Source organism: Schaalia vaccimaxillae DSM 15804, assembly GCF_000420425.1.
GTDB lineage: Bacteria > Actinomycetota > Actinomycetes > Actinomycetales > Actinomycetaceae > Pauljensenia > Pauljensenia vaccimaxillae.
The window spans coordinates 394454-414797 of sequence record NZ_ATUX01000006.1; the positions used below are offsets into that span (position 1 = coordinate 394454).

General features: G+C 56.6%; 19 protein-coding genes. 7 read left to right on the top strand and 12 right to left on the bottom strand.

Features of this window, described 5'->3' with window-relative positions; translation table 11 throughout:
* The first annotated feature begins 130 nt into the window (after positions 1 to 130).
* The 3 genes from G439_RS0104790 to G439_RS0104800 all read left to right on the top strand — a co-directional run bounded on the left by G439_RS0104790 (position 131) and on the right by G439_RS0104800 (position 5511).
* Positions 131 to 2416 carry a HelD family protein gene (locus tag G439_RS0104790; RefSeq protein ID WP_022868050.1) on the top strand — a complete coding sequence of 762 codons (2286 nt, stop codon included), beginning with the start codon at positions 131 to 133 and terminating at the stop codon, positions 2414 to 2416.
* Positions 2417 to 2479: 63 nt separating this feature from the next.
* Entirely contained in the window at positions 2480 to 3685 is a 1206-nt protein-coding gene (serA, locus tag G439_RS0104795) for a phosphoglycerate dehydrogenase (protein ID WP_022868051.1), read from the top strand.
* A 98-nt stretch (positions 3686 to 3783) separates the two neighbouring features.
* Positions 3784 to 5511, top strand: a complete 1728-nt coding sequence (locus G439_RS0104800; protein ID WP_022868052.1) for an AMP-binding protein — start codon at positions 3784 to 3786, stop codon at positions 5509 to 5511.
* Positions 5512 to 5594: 83 nt separating this feature from the next.
* On the opposite strand, the gene nrdR is transcribed toward G439_RS0104800, so the two are convergent.
* Both nrdR and G439_RS0104810 read right to left on the bottom strand, forming a co-directional pair.
* Positions 5595 to 6143, bottom strand: coding sequence for a transcriptional regulator NrdR (nrdR, locus tag G439_RS0104805; protein ID WP_481133054.1), 549 nt, complete (start codon positions 6141 to 6143; stop codon positions 5595 to 5597).
* A gap of 98 nt (positions 6144 to 6241) precedes the next feature.
* A complete protein-coding gene (locus G439_RS0104810; protein ID WP_022868054.1) occupies positions 6242 to 6718 on the bottom strand; it encodes a LysM peptidoglycan-binding domain-containing protein in 477 nt (158 codons plus the stop codon).
* Between the two features lie 182 nt (positions 6719 to 6900).
* On the opposite strand from G439_RS0104810, the gene lexA reads away from it, so the two are divergent.
* Positions 6901 to 7590: a transcriptional repressor LexA gene (gene lexA, locus G439_RS0104820; RefSeq protein ID WP_026459403.1), complete on the top strand. Its 690-nt coding sequence runs from the start codon at positions 6901 to 6903 to the stop codon at positions 7588 to 7590.
* A gap of 140 nt (positions 7591 to 7730) precedes the next feature.
* On the opposite strand, the gene G439_RS0104825 is transcribed toward lexA, so the two are convergent.
* The 3 genes from G439_RS0104825 to hflX form a co-directional block, all read right to left on the bottom strand.
* A complete protein-coding gene (locus tag G439_RS0104825; RefSeq protein WP_022868056.1) occupies positions 7731 to 8720 on the bottom strand; it encodes an L-lactate dehydrogenase in 990 nt (329 codons plus the stop codon).
* Between the two features lie 114 nt (positions 8721 to 8834).
* Positions 8835 to 10790 (bottom strand): ATP-dependent DNA helicase, encoded by a 1956-nt coding sequence (locus tag G439_RS0104830; protein ID WP_022868057.1) that lies wholly within the window; start codon positions 10788 to 10790, stop codon positions 8835 to 8837.
* Entirely contained in the window at positions 10783 to 12303 is a 1521-nt protein-coding gene (hflX, locus tag G439_RS0104835; RefSeq protein ID WP_022868058.1) for a GTPase HflX, read from the bottom strand. The genes G439_RS0104830 and hflX overlap by 8 nt, the downstream gene beginning before the upstream one ends.
* Positions 12304 to 12430: 127 nt before the next feature.
* Here hflX and G439_RS0104840 point away from each other — a divergent pair, with 127 nt between their 5' ends.
* The gene (locus G439_RS0104840) at positions 12431 to 13048 is read left to right on the top strand and encodes a class I SAM-dependent methyltransferase (RefSeq protein ID WP_022868059.1); all 618 of its coding nucleotides are present in this window, start codon (positions 12431 to 12433) and stop codon (positions 13046 to 13048) included.
* 11 nt (positions 13049 to 13059) lie between these two features.
* Here G439_RS0104840 and miaA read toward each other — a convergent pair whose 3' ends face one another.
* Entirely contained in the window at positions 13060 to 14130 is a 1071-nt protein-coding gene (miaA, locus tag G439_RS0104845; protein WP_083940787.1) for a tRNA (adenosine(37)-N6)-dimethylallyltransferase MiaA, read from the bottom strand.
* A gap of 60 nt (positions 14131 to 14190) precedes the next feature.
* Between miaA and G439_RS0104850 the strand changes: the two genes are divergently transcribed.
* Together G439_RS0104850 and G439_RS0104855 are read left to right on the top strand one after the other, a co-directional pair.
* Positions 14191 to 14628, top strand: coding sequence for a histidine kinase (locus G439_RS0104850; protein ID WP_022868061.1), 438 nt, complete (start codon positions 14191 to 14193; stop codon positions 14626 to 14628).
* A 3-nt stretch (positions 14629 to 14631) separates the two neighbouring features.
* Positions 14632 to 15225, top strand: coding sequence for a type III secretion system chaperone family protein (locus G439_RS0104855; RefSeq protein ID WP_022868062.1), 594 nt, complete (start codon positions 14632 to 14634; stop codon positions 15223 to 15225).
* Between the two features lie 300 nt (positions 15226 to 15525).
* Here the strand turns inward: G439_RS0104855 and miaB are convergent, their stop codons facing one another.
* The 6 genes from miaB to G439_RS0104885 form a co-directional block, all read right to left on the bottom strand.
* The gene (gene miaB / locus G439_RS0104860) at positions 15526 to 17073 is read right to left on the bottom strand and encodes a tRNA (N6-isopentenyl adenosine(37)-C2)-methylthiotransferase MiaB (protein ID WP_022868063.1); all 1548 of its coding nucleotides are present in this window, start codon (positions 17071 to 17073) and stop codon (positions 15526 to 15528) included.
* A gap of 15 nt (positions 17074 to 17088) precedes the next feature.
* Complete coding sequence (locus G439_RS0104865; RefSeq protein ID WP_022868064.1) at positions 17089 to 17577, bottom strand: CinA family protein; 489 nt, start codon at positions 17575 to 17577, stop codon at positions 17089 to 17091.
* Between the two features lie 98 nt (positions 17578 to 17675).
* Positions 17676 to 18287, bottom strand: a complete 612-nt coding sequence (locus G439_RS0104870) for a regulatory protein RecX (RefSeq protein WP_022868065.1) — start codon at positions 18285 to 18287, stop codon at positions 17676 to 17678.
* A gap of 9 nt (positions 18288 to 18296) precedes the next feature.
* Positions 18297 to 19403 (bottom strand): recombinase RecA, encoded by a 1107-nt coding sequence (gene recA, locus G439_RS0104875; protein WP_022868066.1) that lies wholly within the window; start codon positions 19401 to 19403, stop codon positions 18297 to 18299.
* A 283-nt stretch (positions 19404 to 19686) separates the two neighbouring features.
* Positions 19687 to 19908: a DUF3046 domain-containing protein gene (locus G439_RS0104880; protein ID WP_022868067.1), complete on the bottom strand. Its 222-nt coding sequence runs from the start codon at positions 19906 to 19908 to the stop codon at positions 19687 to 19689.
* Between the two features lie 19 nt (positions 19909 to 19927).
* Positions 19928 to 20242, bottom strand: a complete 315-nt coding sequence (locus G439_RS0104885) for a helix-turn-helix domain-containing protein (RefSeq protein WP_022868068.1) — start codon at positions 20240 to 20242, stop codon at positions 19928 to 19930.
* Between the last annotated feature and the right edge of the window lie 102 nt (positions 20243 to 20344).

The window sequence follows — 20344 nt, forward strand, 5'->3', positions numbered from 1 at the left end:
GGACCGCCGATTGAGCCGAGGGCGAAGAGTCGCGCATCTCGCAGAACATCGTTTCAAGTCGTTTTCAGGCGCGCAACCACTCAAGTATGCGGCACAATAGATCGCCCGATTCAACAAGGTGGGAGAGTTCATGCCCCAGTCGCCCGCGGCTTCCCAAGCTGATCGTCAGCTGCCGGAACAGGATTTCGTCGACGCTGCATATGAGCGTCTTGACGAGTTACGCGAGTCGTATCGCCAGAGGCAACGCCGAGCCCACGCAACTCACGGGGTCGGCAACGCGCAGTCTTGGACTGAACGCGACGCCATCTCATCGCACCTAGGCGATGTGGCGGCACGTTTAGAAGGCATCGAAGATCGACTCGTGTTTGGCCGCCTGGACATGGCTTCGGGCAATGTGCGCCACATTGGGCGAACTTCCTTGTCGGAGGCGTCGGGAAACCCGCTCCTGATCGATTGGCGTGCTCCGGCTGCTCAGCCGTTCTATCAAGCAACAGCTGTGGCTCCCGCAGGGGTTGTGCGACGCCGTCATATCACCACCGCCAACCGACGCGTCATCGCCCTCGAAGATGAATTGCTGGATGCTCAAAGCAGCCGAAGTGCCGAGTTAGATCTGCAGGGCGAGGGAGCCCTCATGTCTGCTCTGGATTCTGCGCGCGACGGACGCATGGGGGACATTGTCGCAACAATCCAGGCGGAGCAGGATCGTATTGTGCGCGCACCTGAACGCGGCTTAATCGTCGTTCAAGGCGGCCCTGGCACTGGGAAAACCGCTGTTGCTCTCCACAGAATCGCCTATCTGCTTTATGCCGACCGCGAGCGCCTTGAACGTTCCGGAGTTTTACTCATTGGCCCTTCGCGCATCTTCTTGCGCTATATCGAACAGGTTTTACCGTCTCTGGGTGAAACCGGCGTCGTGTCAATGACCATGGGCGACATTGTTCCGGGGATCCGCGCAACGGGAACGGATTCGGAGCAGGCAGCCCACATTAAGGGGTTACCCGCGTGGGAGAAGATTTTGCGGCAAGCTGTGCGTCAGATTCCACGCGTCCCACAGGGCGATCAGGTGCTCACGGTGTGGAACCGGCGCGTTGTTTTGCATCGCGCCGATGTCGAGCAGGCGATGCGCCGGGCCCGTCGGTCTCATCGTCTTCATAACAAGGCTCGGGATTCTTTCGCGTTAGAGCTCATGGATGTCCTGGCATCTCGCCTGGCTGTTGACGCCCAGGACGTGGATTCTTCGGGAGTGCCTTTACCGGAAGAAAAACAGGCGTGGTTGTCAGAGGTACGCGATTCGGTTGATGCGCGCAGGGCCATTAACTTGGCGTGGATGCCGACGTCTGCGGCCACACTCTTGGAGCGTTTATTTGCTGATCCGCGTCGCTTGGATCGAGCCAATCACGGAGCCGGTTCTCCCCTGCGTCGAGATGAACTTGCCGAGCTGGTACGCCCCAAGGGCAGCGCGTGGACGGTTGCTGACGTGGCTCTTCTTGATGAGTTGGAGGAGCTTTTGGGCCCGCTGCCTTCAGGGGGTTCAAAGGTGCAAGACGCACGCGTGGATGCCGATGAATTAGCCAAGGCGCAGCAGGCGATTGAGTCGCAGGGTTTGGGCGGCGGTATTGTCACAGCGCAGATGCTCGCTGAGTCGACGAGGGCTCAGGCCCAGTGGACGCCGTTGGCTGAGAAGGCAGCGTCGGATCGTCAGTGGACCTACGGTCATGTGGTGGTCGATGAGGCTCAGGATTTGTCGCCGATGGCTTGGCGTTGTTTGCTACGCCGTTGTCCTGCCCGTAGTTTCACTGTGGTGGGTGATCTGGATCAACGCCGAGGGCATCGTCGCCCCCAATCGTGGCAGAGGGCGTTGGGTCCTGCTGCTCGTGCTTTGGAAAATGAGTATGCGCTGACTGTGTCTTACCGGACTCCACGAACTTTGACGGAGTTGGCCCAAGGTGTGATGGCTCGGGTGGGCCAGCCGGTTCTCCATCCCATGACAGCGGTGCGCGATGTGGAGGATTGTTATTCAACTCATTTTGTTGCTGCCGGGTCTGTGGGACCTGAACCGCGCGACTCGGATCCGTTGTGGGCTGCAGCACTAAGCGGCCTCGATACTGCCACCAGTCGCCTTGACGCTACGTCTGGAGTGGGCGCGGGTCGGGTTGCGTTGATCGTAGGCGAAGAACGAGGGCTCGCGTGGGATGCTGACCGGACTGGGTCTTCTGGTTTGTCTGAGCGCGTGAGTGTTTTAACTGCGGCGGCAGCCAAGGGTTTGGAGTTTGATTCGGTCGTCCTGGTCGAGCCAATGGAGATTCTTCAAGATGGCGCGGGTGATCTTTTCGTCGCTTTGACGCGTGCAACTCACGATGTGCATGTGGTGTACTCGGGCTCGTTGCCTGCTGGCATGCAGGAGTGGGTTGATTAGACGTGTGGTCCCGCACAGCGGCTATTCGTTCCTGCAGACAGGGTTGTCTGGCACGATGGTGCCATGACGCGCGCATTGCTCCTAGAAAATCCCCATCAAGTTGCTGACGAAGTCTTCGCCAAGTACGGCATCGAGGTCGAACGTTTCAAAGGTGCTCTTGACGAGGATGAGTTGATCGAAGCCCTCGACGGGGTGGACTACCTTGGTATTCGTTCAAAGACCGACGTGACTGCGAAGGTCCTCGAAGCTCGACCAGCCCTCAAGGCGATTGGTGCCTTCTGCATAGGTACAAACCAAATTGATGTCACAGAGGCCACGGCGCGCGGTATTAGCATCTTCAATGCCCCGTATTCCAACACCCGGTCGGTAGTTGAGTTGGCGATCGGTGAAATTATCGACTTGACCAGGCGCGTCACAGTGAAGAACTCCAGACTCCATCGCGGTATCTGGGATAAGTCCGCCGATGGGGCACACGAGGTCCGTGGGCACACCCTGGGCATCATCGGCTATGGCAATATCGGCACCCAGTTGTCCGTCCTCGCCGAGGCGATGGGACTTAACGTCATCTTCTACGACACTGCTGAACGTTTGGCTTTGGGCAATGCCACGCAGATGCCGACTCTTGAATCTGTTTTGCGTGAAGCCGATCTGGTTTCCATCCATGTTGACGGCAACCCCGCCAACGCGAATCTCATTGGGCGGCGCGAGTTCGCCATGATGAAGCCGGGCGCATTGTTCATCAATCTGTCCAGGGGTTTCATCGTTGATATTGACGCTCTTCACGAGGCTCTGGTGTCTGGCCATTTGGGCGGTGCCGCAGTGGACGTTTTCCCAGAGGAGCCCAAGGCTAATGGCGATCCTTTCGAGTCTCCTTTGGCCAAGCTTGACAACGTTATTTTGACTCCTCACATTGGCGGGTCAACGGAGGAAGCGCAGTACGATATTGGGCGCTTCGTGGCGTCCAAGATTGGTGACTTCCATACAACTGGTTCAACGGATATGAGTGTCAATCTGCCCAATCTTCAGCTACCTGCTTCAGATGATGCCTTGTTCAGGATTGCTCTCATTCACCGCAATACACCTGGCGTATTGGCCACTGTCAACCAATCCTTCGCGGATGCCGGGGTCAATATCATCGGCCAGATTCTTGGGACGCGCGGCCCCTCTGGTTACGTGTTGACCGATATTTCGTCTCCGCTCCCAACCGACGCCCTTGAGCAGATCCGGAGTATGAAAGACACGATTCGATTGACGTCAACCGTGCTGTGATGCGCCTGTGAAGTGGCGCGATGTTGTTCAGCTTCTGAACGACATCACCAAACTTACGGTACCGTAGGTGTAATGCTACTGAACCTACGGAGGTCCAGATGTCTCTGACCACTACGCTGCGCGAACAGTACGCCCCTGGCGTTGCTCCGATCGTTGATATCCCCGACGCCACGGTGTCGGATTTACTCGCGGAAGTCGCTTCGCGTTACCCGACTCGAGCAGCACTGGATTTCTTTTCCGCACAGACGACCTACGAGGCTCTCCTGGTTCAAGTACGCCAAGGAGCAGCCGCCCTCGAAAAGGCCGGCGTACGCCAAGGGGACAGAGTTGCCCTCATCATGCCGAACTGCCCTCAGCATGTCGTCGCAATTTTGTCGACAATGATGCTCGGTGCAATCGCAGTAGAGCACAACCCCCTGGCTCCCGCGGAGGAGCTTCGCCAAGAGTTTGACCGACACCAGGCCAAGGTTGTTGTGGCGTGGTCGAAATCCTTATCCAAGCTGGATTTTCTCGATTCAACATTCACTGTCTTCTCAATGGATTTAACGAGAGGACTGCCAACGGCCACACGCATGCTTTTGTCGCTTCCCATTTCTCAGGCCCGCACTCGCAGGCAAGAATTGACTGAAAACCCACCAGCTTGGGCCAAGTCCTGGGATCGAGAGGTTGAACGCAGTTCCCCATGGAAGGGCACTTGCCCAGCGCAAAGCGAAGACATTGCTTTACTCATCCATACCGGTGGCACGACCGGCGTCCCCAAGGCCGCGGCGCTCACTCATCGCAACCTGATGGCCAATGTCGCACAGTCCATTTCTTGGGTTCCCGTACTGCACGAGGGAGCAGAGGTCTTCTACTGCGTCCTACCCCTCTTCCACGCCTTCGGCTTCACGGTGAGTTTCCTATGCGGCCTGCGTTTGGGAGCAACAATCGCCCTCTTCCCAAAGTTCGACACGACTATGTTGCTCACCAGCCAAAAGCGACTCCCCTGCACATTCATGGTCGGTGTTCCGCCGATGTATGAACGGCTTTTGGAGTCGGCACGCCAGTTAGATGCCGATCTGTCATCAATGACTTTCTCTTTGTCAGGTGCAATGCCTTTGTCGAAAGACCTGGCTTCACGTTGGGAGGAGGCAACCGGCGGCCTCATGATTGAGGGCTATGGAATGACCGAGGCCTCTCCCATTATTCTTGGCTCTCCCCTGTCACCTAAACGCACTCCAGGCGCTTTGGGTATCCCCTTCCCCTCGACCGAAATTCGGATCGTGAATCCAGAAAATCCGCACGAGGATGTGGCAGATGGCGAAATTGGCGAGCTACTTGTTCGCGGCCCACAGGTATTCCATGGGTATTGGCAGCGCCCCGATGAGACTGAAGGGGCATTCCACGAGGATTGGCTGCGCACAGGCGATTTGGTTCAGATTCGTGATGGCTTCGTCTTTATGGCTGATCGACATAAAGAGATGATCAACTCATCTGGGTTCAATGTTTACCCCAGCCAGGTCGAAGACGCTGTCAGGTCCATGCCAGGTGTGCGCGACGTTGCGGTGATCGGCATTCCGGCGGGCTCCCAGGGCGAAGACATTGTGGCTGCAATCGTTTTGGAGGCCGGCGCTTCGGTCACTCTGGCAGATATTCGCCAGTGGGCAGAAAAGTCTCTGTCCCACTATGCCTTGCCGCGCCAAGTCGTCGTGATGACGGAGTTGCCGCGCAGCCAGCTCGGCAAGGTGATGCGAAAGAAAGTTCGCGAACAGATTCTGGAGGCAGCTGACAGTGCCGCTCAGACTTTCCGCCGTCTGACAGATCGTAAGGACGATCAACAAAACTAAACTTGCGTTTGGTTCAGCCCCGCATGGAAACCCATTTACTGAGGTTTTCTGTGCGGGGCTGGAATTTTTGAGAAGCGAGCAGGTCAGGTATCGAGAAGCGTGAGCGCTTCCTGGGTAGCAGACTTTCGCGTCTTAGAAGCTCTTTGCCGAGATTTCTGCGGCGCGTCATCGCCTTTTGTTTCAGCCCCAGGCGCAGAACTTTCACCATTTTGGGACGCTGCCTCATCTTGGCGCCCGCGCAGTGTGGTGATGGCTTCTTCGAAGTCTTCAAGTGAGTTGAAGGCTCGGTAGACCGAAGCAAAGCGAAGGTAGGCGATCTCATCGAGTTCACGAAGGAATGGCAGAATTGCTTTTCCAACCTCGTCCGAAGAGACGTTAGAAACGCCAGATGAGCGCAGTTCTTCCTCAACTTGTTGAGCTAGGAGTGCAAGGTCATCATCGGAGACGGGACGCCCCTGGCAGGCTTTTTTGACGCCGGAGACAACTTTGTCGCGAGAAAAGGGTTCAACAACACTCGAACGTTTAACAACTTGGAATGACGATGTTTCCAGCGTTGTGAATCGCTTCTTACAGGAGGTGCATTCACGACGCCGCCGAATGGAGGCGCCGTCGTCTGCGATTCGCGTATCCACAACACGCGAATCGGGGTTATGACAGAAGGGGCAATGCACGCCCTAACGCTACACGTTCAACGCCTCAATCGTCACCTGATCCCCATCAGACACTCAGATCAATCCACCGGCACAATGATTCTGTCACCGACACCAAGTCCACCGCGGACGTTATTAAGGCTCTCAATGTCAGCAACAACGGCTTCTAGCGGCCGGTCAGTCTCAACCGCCTGGGCCAGGCTCCACACGGACTCCCCCGCCATAACAGAGTGGACACGAGTCGGCCCTTCATAGGCGGAGGGTTGGAGCAAGGAACCGACACCAACCCCACCGACGCTCAGGGCGAGTACTGCCAGGCCGCCAAGAAGAACACGCCCTAAAGGGATCGACATGTACTGAGATTCCACCTTGGGATTGGCAGGCTCACGTCGCATTGCGGGAAGTTCTTGACGCTGCGCATCGCGGCGACGGCGAGCAGAGGGCGCGCTGGCAATGTCTCGAACATCGTCGACCGACACATCTGGCACCGCCACAAGGCGAGTTCGACGCACTGTACGCGGATCACTTCCACCGACCACCAGGATATTGGCACTCATGTTGATCTCCTCTTCCAAAATCGCACACACGTTCGTCGAACACCTGTACGATAGCAATATTCGATTCCAATGTCGAGACCCGCTCGAACATGTGTTTCATATCGATCAAGATCTCGAATAACCTGACTGCATCAGTGGAACAGGGGCCATGTGCATCTGCGTCCCCCAACCGAGGAGCACCTATGACGAACGAACCACAGCTTCGACCTCGCCACATTGAGATTCTGCGTGTAATCCACACGAAAGTTGACGCTCGCGGTTTTCCGCCATCGGTACGAGAGATCGCTGAACTCGTTGGCCTATCATCACCCTCCACCGTCAAGCACCACCTGGATTCCTTAGAGCAGGCCGGTTACATTCAGCGCGTGCCCGGACTCCCCAGAGCGCTTGAACTCACCGAGACGGGATTGGCTGCCATCGGACTGACCGCATCCAAGGCGGAGGATCCCCAAGCTCGGGTGGTCACCATCGAGGTGCCGGCCGCCCTCGTCGACGAGGACGGCTCCGACATCCCCCTGGTGGGCCGCATTGCCGCAGGATCACCTATCACTGCTGAACAGCAAGTCGAAGACGTTCTTCGCCTGCCCACTCGGCTGACGGGACACGGGACACTTTTCATGCTTGAGGTATCGGGTGAGTCAATGGTTGATGCCGGTATCTTCGACGGAGATTTCGTGGTCGTCCGCTCCCAATCCACTGCTTATGACGGAGAGTTCGTGGCCGCGATGATCGACGGCGAGGCAACCGTTAAGGAACTCTCACACTCAGACGGACATGTATGGCTACTGCCCCACAATGAAAACTACGCTCCGATTCCCGGAGATGAAGCAACCATCCTCGGCAAGGTCGTAACAGTCCTTCGAGCCTTGTAGATTCACACCAGCTCACACGGAGTGCGGCCAAACTCCCAAAGGGACTGCGCCTAGACCTACTTCCTTGTTGCACGGATAAGAAGGAGAGGGCACCGGTCAAACCGGTACCCTCTCCCTACTATTTGAACTGAGTTGCTCGTTTAGAACCCCAGATCGCGGGCAACCTGGCGAAGCCGTTCAGCCGAGGCGGTCAGACCATCGCGTTCATCCAGCGTCAGCGGCGGGTTCAGGACACGACCAGCACCAGAGCGACCAACGATCGTCGGGGCCGCCATGCAGACATCCGAAATCCCCTCCCAGTCTTCCAAGAGGGTGGAAATCGTCAGGACACGGTTTTCGTCGCGCAGGACAGCCCCCGCAATATTCGACGCTGCCAAACCGATCGCGTAGTTCGTTGCACCCTTGCCATCAATGATTTTGTAAGCAGACTGGACAACCTCGTTGGCAATACGGTTGCGCAGAGCAGAGTCGAAAGTCTCACCGGTCAACGTCGGCCCCCAGCGCTTGAGCGGCACATTCCCAATTTCGGCAGAAGACCAAAGTGCGACCTCGGAGTCTCCATGTTCGCCAGCAACATAAGCATGGATATTTCGGGTGGTCACACCTGTCTGAAGCGACACCAGGTAGCGCAGACGCGAAGTGTCGAGCACGGTACCCGAACCAAATACCTGGTTACGTGGCAAACCTGTAATTTTGAGAGCTGCATAGGTGACGACATCAACCGGGTTAGTAATGAACATGAAAACCGCGTCGGGTGCAACGTTTTGCAGGTTCGGCACAATTTTCTTCATGAGATCCACGGTGGATCCAGCCAATTCAAGCCTGGATTGTCCCGGCTTTTGCTTTGCTCCGGCGGTCACGATGACCAGGTCAGCACCGCGAACAATCTCAACATCGTCTGAACCTTCTACTGACTGGCACGGTGTGAATTGGATGCCGTGGGCGATATCCAGGGCTTCTGCCTCAACCTTCGCCTTATTAATGTCTTGCAAAACGATTGAGCGCGCGTCCCCTCGCATTGCGCAGGCATATGCCACTGCTGTTCCAACAGCGCCGGCGCCCACAATCGCAATCTTCGATGGCCGACCTGTTGACTTAGTCGGATACAGGGTTTTGACCTCGGGTTCCATTGTGCAACCTCCTTCTGAGAAGTTCTCCCACAGGCGATTGTGACAGTAACCGAGCAACATTTCGAGGGATTGTGCACCACAGATGTGCGGATTGATCCCTCAAAACCAAAATTGTTAACAATCTTGGGACAGCCGTCCCAAAGCATCTCTGACCACCTGAGGATCCGTCGTCGGCCACAGACTCGGCATGGACGACCGAATGTAGGCACCATAGCTTTTCGTCAACAGTCTGCGATCCAGGACAGCCACCACTCCCCTGTCTTGACTGGACCGGAGTAAACGACCAGCACCCTGCGCCATGAGTAACGCAGCGTGGGTGAGCGAGACGGCTTGGAATCCTGAAAAGCCTCGACGATTGGCATCAATGGCACGAGCTTTGGCAACCGGATTATCGGGGTGCGGGAAGGGAATCCGATCAATAACCACCAACCTGCAGGCATCCCCCACAACGTCTACCCCCTGCCACAAAGACATTGTTCCGATCAGACACGAGTTCCTTGATTTTCTGAATCGAGCGACGAGGGCCGAAATAGTCTCCTCGCCCTGGAAAAGGACTTCGAGATCGGTGCGCTCACGCAGGGCCTGAGCTCCTGCTTCGGCCGCCCGCCACGACGAGAAGAGGCCGAGCATTCCTCCCGAAGACGCCTGAGCAAGCTCGACCAATTCGTCCAGCGCCTCCAGGCTCGGCCCCGAAGGACTTGGGTCAGGCAAATGCTCAGCAATATAAAAGATGCCCTGTTTAGCTGGATTAAAAGGCGATCCGACATCTATGCCTTGCCACGGGGTGTCAGACACCATGAATCCGCATTCACGAGCCATGGCATCAAAAGACCCTCCCAACGCCAGGGTTGCAGAGGTCAACACCGCCGGACGCTCACCAAAACCGGCAGTCCCCAGAGCCAAAGCGACGTCGAGAGGTGCGATCACCAAGCGTTCGGTTCCTTGCCCGTCAAGGCGTGAAACCCACGTGATCGATCGTTCAGCTTCGCGGCTCCACGCATCCAAAGCCGCCATCAACTCATCCAGGGCACCGCGGGCCAAGAGTTTGGCGGCCGCGTCAGCCTCGCTTTGCTGGATTGACGAGGACGCTCGGCGCGCCTCGTCATCAACCTGCCTCATAGCATCAACCAGAGCCGGCGGGCGTTGCATGAGCAAACCATCCTCGACCGGACTGAGCGCCGCACCCAATAGGGCAGCTGTTTGTTCCAGCGCTTCACTTGGGACATTAGCGTGGGTGCGCAGGGCGCGCGCAACTCGCAGCACCATGGACTGGGAGAGCTCACACGCGGCTTGGTCGCGAACCCGATCCGCTAACTCGTGGGCCTCATCAATGACAACCGCATCAACCTCACCAAAAAGATCAGATTCTGCGGTGGTGTGAATTCCGAAAAGGGAATGATTCGTGACGACGAGGTCGGCATCGAGGGCGCTTTGGCGCGCCAACTGGGCGAAACACTCATCAATCAGTGGACACGATTTCCCAAGGCACTCTCGCTTAGATACGGACGCATAGTGCCACACCCGATCAGACACCCCGGGGACTAAATCGTCACGGTCACCACTGTCAGTCTCACTGGCCCACTGGCGTACTCGCAGGATCTCGCGCCCCATTTCCGAGGCCAATCCCTCCTGCGCATCATCGTCGAGAGCTACATCGAAGAGCGTGCCCTCGGTTGGATAGCCTCCCGAGATCCGATGTAAACACACATAGTTTGACCAGCCTTTAAGGACTGCAACTTTAGGCCTGATCCCAGTACACGCTGCAACGGCGTCAACCACAACCGGCGCATCTTTGGTGAGCACCTGGCGTTGAAGTGCCAGCGTTGCTGTAGAAACCAGGTTCCTTCGACCTGACAGCGCACTGTGGGTGAGCAATGGCACTAGGTAGCCGACGGACTTACCAGTACCCGTACCCGCCTGCACCATGAGGTGCCCACGCTCGTCGATGCTTTGGGCAATATGGGCCACCATTTCTTGCTGGCCCTCGCGCAGCGAACCACCCATCTGTTCAATGGTGTGGCTCAGAACCCGCCCGCTCATCTCGTCAAGAGATTGAGCATCCTCACTCATCCGATGAACCCTGAGCTAGCGCAGCCTCACGCAGGCGCGTTGCGAGTTGTTCATCCGTGCGAGCCACAATGCGGGTACCTGCGTCAACGTATTCTTCGAGTTCAACCTCTCCGTCCTCGTGAACTTGGTGGATGAGATCCCCACGCGAATACGGCACGACAACATCAACGCGCACACTGGGACGAGGCAACATGTCCTCTAGGACCGCTTTGAGATGCTCAATGCCAAATCCGGAGAACGCTGAAACCGCAACGGAGTCGGGATAGGTGGTTCGTAGGACCGCTAATTGTTCGGGCGCAGCCAAGTCCGCTTTGTTTAACACGATGAGCTCAGGAATATCCGCTGCTCCTTCAATCGTATCCAAGACGGCACGAACCGCTTCAACCTGCCCGACCGGATCAGGATGGGCAGCGTCGACCACATGTACGAGGATGTCAGCTTCTCCGACCTCTTCAAGAGTGGAACGGAAGGCTTCAACGAGTTGGGTGGGTAAATTACGCACGAAGCCTACGGTGTCTGTGATCGTGTAAACACGCCCATCACTGGTGGCAGATCGACGAACGGTCGGGTCAAGGGTGGCAAAGAGAGCATCTTCGACGAGGACGCCCGCGCCGGTGAGGCGGTTAAGCAACGTCGACTTCCCTGCGTTGGTATATCCGGCAATCGCCACCGAGGGGACGGAACCGCGGCGCCTGGCTAGCCGCTGCGTGCGGCGCGCAGGCTCCATCTTCTTAATGTCTTCTCGCAGCTTTGCCATGCGAGTGCGGATCCGGCGTCGATCCAACTCAATCTTGGTTTCACCAGGACCGCGTGATCCAATTCCGGCGCCGGCTGCCACACGTCCACCGGCCTGACGAGACATGGATTCGCCCCAACCTCGCAGACGAGGCAGTAGGTATTCCAGCTGTGCTAACTCGACTTGAGCCTTGCCTTCACGAGACTTGGCGTGCTGAGCGAAAATATCAAGGATCAAGGCGGTGCGATCCACAACCTTCGCGTTGACAACGTCTTCGAGTCCACGCCTTTGAGACGGTGCCAACTCTTCGTTAACAATGACGGTGTCAGCTTCCACGGCGCGCACAATGTCAGCCAATTCTTTGGCTTTGCCTGAACCCAAATATGTGGCCGGGTCAGGCTTGACTCGTTTTTGGATAATCCCGTCTAACACTTCCGATCCAGCGGTCTGTGCCAGCGCCGCTAACTCACGCAGCGACGTTTCCGCTTCTTCCTCAGTCTGGGTGGTACGCAATCCCACCAGGACCACTCTTTCAAGCCTGACCTGGCGGTACTCCACCTCTGAGATGTCTTCGCGGTCTTTGTTGCCCGATTGAATACGCCGAGTCCCCGTACGAGTTTCTCTTTCAAGAGCTCCCTCGTCGTCACTATGGTCCTGCTGCGCCGTAGACGCCAGGGCTGTGCCTTGGCGCGCTAGGATTCGTGCCACGACATCCTGGGCGCGACGTTCATCTTCTGTAGGTAGACCGTGAGTAGAGGGGGTGTCGGGTTGCGTCATTCATTTACCTTTCGAGCTGGAACACTGTAGCCAGTGTGTCACGGACCGCCCTCATTTGGCGTCCACGGTGACTTCTCTTCGCCCCGGGCGCAATCAGCTAGCCTGCCCACGCCTGTAGGCTGGGGGTGTGGAGCAACAGTATTTCAGCGACCAGGCCCCTGCATCCGAGGACGATCTGCGCACCATTTTCTTCGAGGTGCGCGGACATGATCTTCAAATGAGTGTCTCCCCCAAAGTGTTTTCAACATCGAAGTTGGATCTGGGAACCCGCCAACTCCTGAATGAAGCTCCGTCGCTACCAGAAGAAGGCACCTTCCTTGATCTGGGATGCGGCTGGGGACCAATCGCTGTCACCATGGGCCTGGAGTCTCCAGCAGCCAAAATCTGGGCAGTTGACGTTAATTCACGCGCCATCGACTTAACGAAACGCAATGCCAACACCAATGGCCTGACCCATCTGACCGCTGAACTATCCGAGGAGGCTCTGGACCACGCACGTAAATCCGGAACGACCTTCGACGTCATTTGGTCCAATCCTCCGGTACGGATCGGTAAAGCGGCCATGCATCAGATGCTGATCGACTGGCTGTCTCTTCTGTCCAATGAGGGCGTTGCTTACCTCGTCATGCAGCGCAATCTTGGAGCAGACTCATTGATTGCTTGGCTCAACGGCCAAGGCTTTGCCTCCTCGAAAATTGCTTCGAAGAAGGGCTACCGCATTATCGAGGTGCGCCCTCGATCCTGAGGGCACCTCAACTATGAACGGGCCTCGTCCCGTAGCGTTTCGTATTCTTGGGCCGCCCTCGTCACCGCCTGAACCGCCTTACCGACGATACGTTCGTCCTCGTCCCCATCGGCAACGTCAATCCAGATGACTCTGGGATCAGGCCGCAGCCACTTGATCTGGCGACGCGCCAACTGGCGGGTGGCGACGGTGATGGATTCAATGGCCTCATCAACACTCATCTGTCCATCAATGACGGCAAGGGCTTGGGCATAACCCGTAGCTCGCGAAGCCGTCTTGGCTTCACGCAGTCCCTGCTGCGCCAGGGAGCGAGTCTCTTCGAGTAAGCCGTCCTCAAACATCTTGGCTGTTCGACGGCTAATGCGCTCATCTAGCTCATCCATATCCCGCCGAAGAGCAACCACAACGGTAGGCGCTTCGTAGCGATGGTCAGGCATGTGGGAAGAGTAGGGCTTCCCGGTAATCTCAATGACCTCCAGGGCACGGATAATTCTGCGGGCATTGTGAGGGTCAATTCGGCCAGCGGAAACGGGGTCAAGTTCAGCCAGGCGCTCATGCAACCCGCGCGACCCCATCAGCCCCTCTGCTTCCAACTCAAGTCGAGCACGAATACTTGGATCCTTGCCGGGAAATTCGATGACATCTAAGAGAGCGCGTTGGTACAGGCCCGAGCCTCCCGCCACAACCGCAATATCTCCTGCCTCATGAATCAAAGCAATATCACGGCGAGCCTTGGTTTGGTAGGTGGCTACAGAGGCTTCATCCATCAGATCTAGGACATCAATCTGGTGGTGAGTAATTCCCCGCCTCTGGTCAAACGGAGTCTTCGCAGTGCCAATATCCATACCGCGATACAACTGAAGGGCGTCCGCCCCAACGATCTGGCCGACTCCGTTCCCACCCAAAAGTCCAGGCAATTCTTCGACCAAAGCTAAAGACAGATCCGACTTACCCGACGCTGTCGGTCCGACGACACCAACAATCAAATGCTCCGGTTTCCAGCCTTGATCAGGCACAGGTAGCTCGCAAGCACCTGCCGAAGCAGCGTCAGCCACATGACCAGGCTGCAATCCATCACTCATGGCGCCCAGTCTACGGGCGCGCGCCCACCTGCCCTTGGTCCAGGCGGGTAGGGTGTTGATATGACTCATCACGATACTGCTCCCGTGACATTAGAACGGGTGGCGTCAGCGCTCCAGGAAGTTGGAGCTGTGCCCTTTGTCGCAGGAGACGCGCAGGTTGCAGCAATCTTCCCGCAGTTAACTATCCGCATTGTTGTCCCCCACGGTCGACCACCGCAGGGCATCGCCGACCTCCCGCGAAAGTTCGACATCAAACACGGGGAAAACCTTGCCGAAACCGTCAGCTCACTCAACGCCTCAGTGTACCTGCCCAAGCTGACAACCTCCATTACGGATGACGGTTCCGTATCAATTCGCATGACTCATGTTTTCAACTGGCCCGTCGGTGCCACAGCTCAACAAGTCACCGCGGAAATTCGAGGATTTTTAACCGGATGTCTGGCAATGTCGAAACAATTCAACGATCGTTATCCAGATCAGTGGAGCCAGGGGGAATAAAAGATGTCTGAGTGGAAATCATTCACCGTTGGAGGGGCCGATGACTCTTCGGACGAGTCGACCCCATTTTTCTCCATTCCTGCCGAGGAATTAGCTCCACAAAGTTCACCTACGCCCGAGCCCAGCAGCGCCGCCTCGTTGGAGGCTGACCAAATGGCTGCCAAATGGGACACCAAGGTTGAAGACGTTACCATTGAACGGATCGAACAGGTGGTGGCTGGCGATGGTCTACCGCATGGCTCCAATGAAGTGATGGTCTTGACCGAACTTGACGGACATCGAATCCAAATCCATCGAGAACCGGCCGATAGCCCTTGGCTTCAAATTGAAACTCGCGTCGAATTATCTGAAGAAGATCAGTCGTTTTCTGCCTACGACCTGCGCGTTGCGGCAAATGAATGGAATACCAAGCATCTGCAGCCAACGGTTTTCCCCGTTCGTTTCGATGAGCGCTGGGGATTCGTCCTGGCCACACGTTTCTTCGTGGGTGAAGGCATGTCGGATCGACAGATTCACACGATGATCAGACGCGGCCTGTCGGTGTCCATCCAGGCAATTCGAGCCCTTCCCGGGGATCTGACACCTAACGCTGATTGATCAAAGCCCCGAGCCGCTCTGGCGGTTCGGGGCACAGCGCTGCGCATCTGGGAGACATGCGAAGGTCAGAAATGAAACGAGCGGGCCGACCCCCACGCCGTTGTGGAGATCGCCACTGCAGATAGATTAAAACTGGATCCAGGGTCTGCGACTGGGGTTCAATAGCTCGTTACAAAATCGTTACAACATCCGTAATGCCGCGAAATCATGCCAAACGATTGGCATTTCGGGTGAACTCCCAGACCTCAGATCCACCCCCTGCGACACAGGAATACCCTGGGCGAAGCCGAAGATTCCCGATTAGGAACGCACGCGCAGTGTGGGGATACCCAAAGACACCTTCGCCGTTTCTTCTTCGTCTCGAGCTTGGCTGGCCTCCCAGGCATCTCCTGCTCTCGTCCTGCGCACCTGGAAGAGTCCTCCCTCGAGACCAGAGTCCGCAATCAAGTGGTGCGGAGCCCCGTACGTAACAGCCGCGCACACCATATCCCCCGGACGAGGACGATCGCCCTCGCCGAGTTCAAGTGGCAACCCAACATGGACCAGCCTATTGTCACGCGCACGCCCCGTGATCCTCAGGGTGGCACCGTCCTTACGACCGTCGCCCTGCGACACGAGGACCTCAACCTCACTACCAACAAGCTGGGCATGGTCTTCAGCGCAGATACGTTCCTGCAAAGCAATGAGCCTCTGATAACGCTCGAGTGCAACATCCTGGGGAACCTGATCTTCGCGATCAGCAGCAGGCGTACCCGGGCGTGGCGAGTAGAGGAATGTGAACGCGGAAGTGAAGCGCGCTTGCTCAACCACTTCAAGTGTCTGCGCGAAGTCGTCTTCTGTTTCGCCAGGGAATCCCACAATGATGTCGGTGGTGATGGCCGCATCCGGAATAGCTGCTCTCACCCGGTCGAGAATGCCCATAAAGCGCTCGCGTCGATAGGAACGGCGCATTTGGCGTAGAACCGCATCTGAACCCGACTGCAGGGGCATATGTAGGCTCGGCATCACATTGGGGGTTTCAGCCATCGCAGCAATAACATCATCGGTGAAGGCAGCGGGGTGCGGAGATGTGAAACGCACACGTTCTAAACCGTCAATCTGACCTGTGGCACGCAACAGCTTGGCAAAAGCGCCTCTCTCCCCAAAACCAACACCGTAAGAATTCACGTTCTGACCCAATAAAGTCACTTCGATGGCGCCCTGATCTACGACCGCCTGGACCTCAGAGAGAATCTCCCCTGGCCTGCGATCACGTTCCTTACCGCGAAGATGAGGCACAATACAGAAAGTGCAGGTGTTATTGCAGCCCACAGAGATCGACACCCATGCTGCGTAGGCTGACTCACGATGAGTGGGAAGCGTCGACGGAAAGACCTTGAGAGACTCTTCAATTTCGACGGCAGCTTCACGATTATGTTCAGCCCGACGAAGCAGAGCCGGCAAAACGTCAATGTTATGGGTTCCAAAGACCGCATCGACCCACGGCGCCTTCTCGATGATTCCATCACGCATCTGCTGAGCAAGACAGCCACCCACCGCGATCTGCATCCCCGGCCGCTCACGTTTGACCGACGCAAGTTGGCCGAGGTTGCCAAAGAGTCGCGTTGCCGCGTTCTCCCGAACAGAGCAGGTGTTGATGACAACGACATCTGCTCCCATATCACCGGCGTCTGTGGCTCGCTGAGCGGCTTCGGGAACTCGATCGACAGGAATCAGACCAGCTTCTTCAAGAAGACCAGCCATGCGTTCAGAGTCGTGTTCATTCATTTGACAGCCGAGGGTGCGCACCGCATAGGTGCGTGGAAGCTGGCGTTCAGGTGTCTGAGGAGTCAAGGTCTGCGCATTCATCGGATATGAGTCTAGTCAGCTCTGGCGTAAGTGCACTCCAAGGAAGTCCGCCAGCATTCTCAGCGCCGCGTCCACTGTTAGTCGTCGAACCATCGAGCGCCCTCCTGAAAGGTCAAGAAGTTGGCTTGTGGAGTCTTGATCATGCGAAAGAGCGACATAGACAGTGCCCGCACGATGTCCGTCGGATTGCCCAGGTCCCGCCACTCCTGTTGTGGCAATTCCAACATCGGCGTTCATAAGCTTTCTGACCCCCGAAGCCATCGCCTGCGCAACCTCACCGTCAACGGGGCCCACGGCCTCCAAGCGTTCTTCAGGCACGCCAAGGATCTGAGCTTTGAGATCGGTCGCGTAGGTACACACACTTCCACGCAAGACCCGCGACGCTCCAGTAATATCAACGATTCGCGCACTTAACGCCCCACCGGTTAGGGACTCAGCTACAGCCAATGTCCAGCCCTGACTGGCCATCTTTTCCAGAACTGCGGCGAGTTCGTCATCTGTCATAGAGATCAGGGTAGTCGTAGATAGAGTCCGTCTGTCAGCGTTGCTAGGCGCTGATACAGGCGGCCTGCAAATTGATGTCAAAGACACCAAATTGCGCGCTAGAGATCGTCGCCGTCATCATCTGTGCTCCGCTGTTCGAGGGCGTCGCGAATCACCGACGAACTTACGGCCGGAGAATAACCCTTCCGAGCGAGCATTCCCGCCAGACGTCGATAAGCAACGTCTCGAGACTGACCACTCATCGATCGCATTTTCCGTGCGACCAATTCGCGGGCTCGACAGCGTTCATCATCAGGATCGATCTGAGTCAGAGCCTGGTCGATATCGTCTTGCGCTAGGCCCTTGCGGTGAAGATCCTCACGCAGGGCTCGTCCGGTTTTGCCCGACATATTGAATCGCTGTCTGACGAGCATCCTCGCGAAAGCCTCATCGTCGACCAATCCCACCCTTTCGAGACGGGTGAGGACTTCCTGAGCAATCTCGTCTGAGAATCCCCGTGCAGTGATGGCCGAAAGGAGTTCCCCTCTGGACCGCGACCTCGTATCGAGCTGACGCAGAGCGACTTCGCGCGCTGCTTCAATGGCCTCAATTCCAGTTAAAACTGCGTTCTTCTGGCGCAGACGGGCTTGGCGCTCCGCGGGCGAGAGCGAGGATTTTCTCTTTTTGTCACCGGTTTCAGGGTGTTCTTCAGGGTCGAGGTATCGAACCATCACTCACCTTTAAAAACCCGCATCCTCGGCTGGATCAAGCGCTGCCTCAAACTGATCTGCTGCTTCATTGGCAGCTTCTTGTCCCGCTCCTTCCCCAACTCCCAGCGAGACAAGGATCTTGTTCTCGATCTCATTGGCGAGCTCAGGATTATCAACGAGGAACTGGCGCACGTTTTCTTTGCCTTGGCCAAGTTGATCGTCACCGTAGGTAAACCAGGATCCTGACTTACGGATAATGCCAGCATCGACACCCATATCGATGATGGAGCCCTCGCGCGAAATTCCCTTGCCGTAGACGATGTCGAACTCAGCCTGCTTGAAAGGCGGAGCCATCTTGTTCTTGACAACCTTTGCTCGCGTTCGGTTGGCGACCGGCGCCCCCGCCTCTTTGAGGGTCTCGATACGTCGCACGTCGATACGCACTGACGCATAGAACTTCAAAGCCTTGCCACCGGTAGTGGTTTCAGGAGAGCCAAAGAATACGCCGATCTTTTCACGCAGCTGATTAATAAAGATCGCGGTGGTACCTGTAGCCGACAGTGCGCCTGTGATCTTGCGGAGTGCCTGGCTCATCAGACGAGCTTGGAGACCAACATGAGAGTCACCCATTTCGCCCTCGATCTCAGCCTTAGGAACCAGGGCTGCAACAGAGTCAATGACAATAATGTCGATGCCACCTGAGCGAATCAGCATGTCAGCGATTTCAAGAGCTTGCTCTCCGGTGTCGGGCTGAGACACAAGGAGTGAGTCGGTGTCGACTCCCAGCGCTTTGGCATACACCGGATCAAGAGCGTGTTCCGCGTCAATAAAAGCTGCGTTACCGCCAGCCTTTTGAGCGTTTGCAACAGCATGCAAGGCGACAGTTGTCTTGCCTGAGGATTCAGGGCCGTAGATTTCGATCACACGACCGCGCGGCAGCCCACCGATGCCCAGGGCAACGTCGAGGGCGAGAGATCCTGTTGGAATCACCTGGACAGGAGGACGCGTATCGTCGCCCAGGCGCATAACAGAGCCTTTACCGAATTGCTTGTCGATTTGCGACAACGCAACTTCAAGGGCCTTATTTCGATCATTGCCAACGGCACCTGATGACGAATTCTTACGTGGAGCAGCCATGGGCGCATCCTCCCTGTATCTTGAGCCTCTCCGGCTCTGCGATTGTCCTGGTCTGGGTAAGGCGACCTCCCCTCTCCGGGGCGTCACAGTGACCGTATGCCTGACCATGGGCATTTGCAGACAGCAGATTTCCCAACTGTGGATATCGACTGCCCGAGATCACCAGTGGACAGAATAGATGGAACAGATGTTCGATGCGAGCGACACGCCGCTAGCGCCTTCTTCATTAGTCGAGCCACAACTATGCCCGACTACACGAGACAGTGCCGAGGACCCAATAAAGTCATCTCTCTTTGGGATCGACTCGATGAATCCACCGAGCTCGCTTATCTTGCCCAGTTTCATCAACGAGGGCGGCCCAGACCCTGTCAGGCTCAATACCGGCCGCAAGGGCATCTACAGCCGTGGCGTGCAGCGGCGCCAAATAAAGATCTGCGGCGTAGGAACGACCAAGGGCCGATCCAAAGACTGTGTCAACAGCTTCCCAAAACTCCGAATTCTTCACTGAAAAGCAAATACGAGGATTAGGAAATCAGCGTGACAGGAACCAGGTCGTCTGGAACCGTATCTGGGACAACCACTCCATCGATGACAGCCATCCGATCCGACACCTCTCGTAGAACAAACCAGAGCGGCACACGCAAAGCTGCACAGATCGACTCAAGCAGTTCTGATGACGCTTCCTTCTGACCGCGCTCAACTTCGGAAAGATACCCCAGCGACACCTGAGCGACAGAGGATACCTCGCGCAGGGTTCGCCCCTGGTCTTGACGCAGGCCGCGTAGAACATCGCCTAGCTCATTGCGCAGGAGTGGTTGAGGATTCTGAGTCATCGCCATAGTCCGACTGTAGCCCGCGTTGGAGCTTTTTCGCAGCGACAGACCATTCTTCGGACGGGTGGAAACTCGCTCATTCGGATATTGATTAACGCCCATATCGTT

Excerpts from the sequence above, each read along its gene's own strand:
- G439_RS0104790 (WP_022868050.1), top strand. The coding sequence starts at position 131 with ATGCCCCAGTCGCCCGCGGCTTCCCAAGCTGATCGTCAGCTGCCGGAA.
- serA (WP_022868051.1), top strand. The coding sequence starts at position 2,480 with ATGACGCGCGCATTGCTCCTAGAAAATCCCCATCAAGTTGCTGACGAA.
- G439_RS0104800 (WP_022868052.1), top strand. The coding sequence starts at position 3,784 with ATGTCTCTGACCACTACGCTGCGCGAACAGTACGCCCCTGGCGTTGCT.
- G439_RS0104810 (WP_022868054.1), bottom strand. The coding sequence starts at position 6,718 with ATGAGTGCCAATATCCTGGTGGTCGGTGGAAGTGATCCGCGTACAGTG.
- lexA (WP_026459403.1), top strand. The coding sequence starts at position 6,901 with ATGACGAACGAACCACAGCTTCGACCTCGCCACATTGAGATTCTGCGT.
- G439_RS0104825 (WP_022868056.1), bottom strand. The coding sequence starts at position 8,720 with ATGGAACCCGAGGTCAAAACCCTGTATCCGACTAAGTCAACAGGTCGG.
- G439_RS0104830 (WP_022868057.1), bottom strand. The coding sequence starts at position 10,790 with ATGAGTGAGGATGCTCAATCTCTTGACGAGATGAGCGGGCGGGTTCTG.
- hflX (WP_022868058.1), bottom strand. The coding sequence starts at position 12,303 with ATGACGCAACCCGACACCCCCTCTACTCACGGTCTACCTACAGAAGAT.
- miaA (WP_083940787.1), bottom strand. The coding sequence starts at position 14,130 with ATGAGTGATGGATTGCAGCCTGGTCATGTGGCTGACGCTGCTTCGGCA.
- G439_RS0104850 (WP_022868061.1), top strand. The coding sequence starts at position 14,191 with ATGACTCATCACGATACTGCTCCCGTGACATTAGAACGGGTGGCGTCA.
- G439_RS0104855 (WP_022868062.1), top strand. The coding sequence starts at position 14,632 with ATGTCTGAGTGGAAATCATTCACCGTTGGAGGGGCCGATGACTCTTCG.
- miaB (WP_022868063.1), bottom strand. The coding sequence starts at position 17,073 with ATGAATGCGCAGACCTTGACTCCTCAGACACCTGAACGCCAGCTTCCA.
- G439_RS0104865 (WP_022868064.1), bottom strand. The coding sequence starts at position 17,577 with ATGACAGATGACGAACTCGCCGCAGTTCTGGAAAAGATGGCCAGTCAG.
- G439_RS0104870 (WP_022868065.1), bottom strand. The coding sequence starts at position 18,287 with ATGGTTCGATACCTCGACCCTGAAGAACACCCTGAAACCGGTGACAAA.
- recA (WP_022868066.1), bottom strand. The coding sequence starts at position 19,403 with ATGGCTGCTCCACGTAAGAATTCGTCATCAGGTGCCGTTGGCAATGAT.
- G439_RS0104885 (WP_022868068.1), bottom strand. The coding sequence starts at position 20,242 with ATGGCGATGACTCAGAATCCTCAACCACTCCTGCGCAATGAGCTAGGC.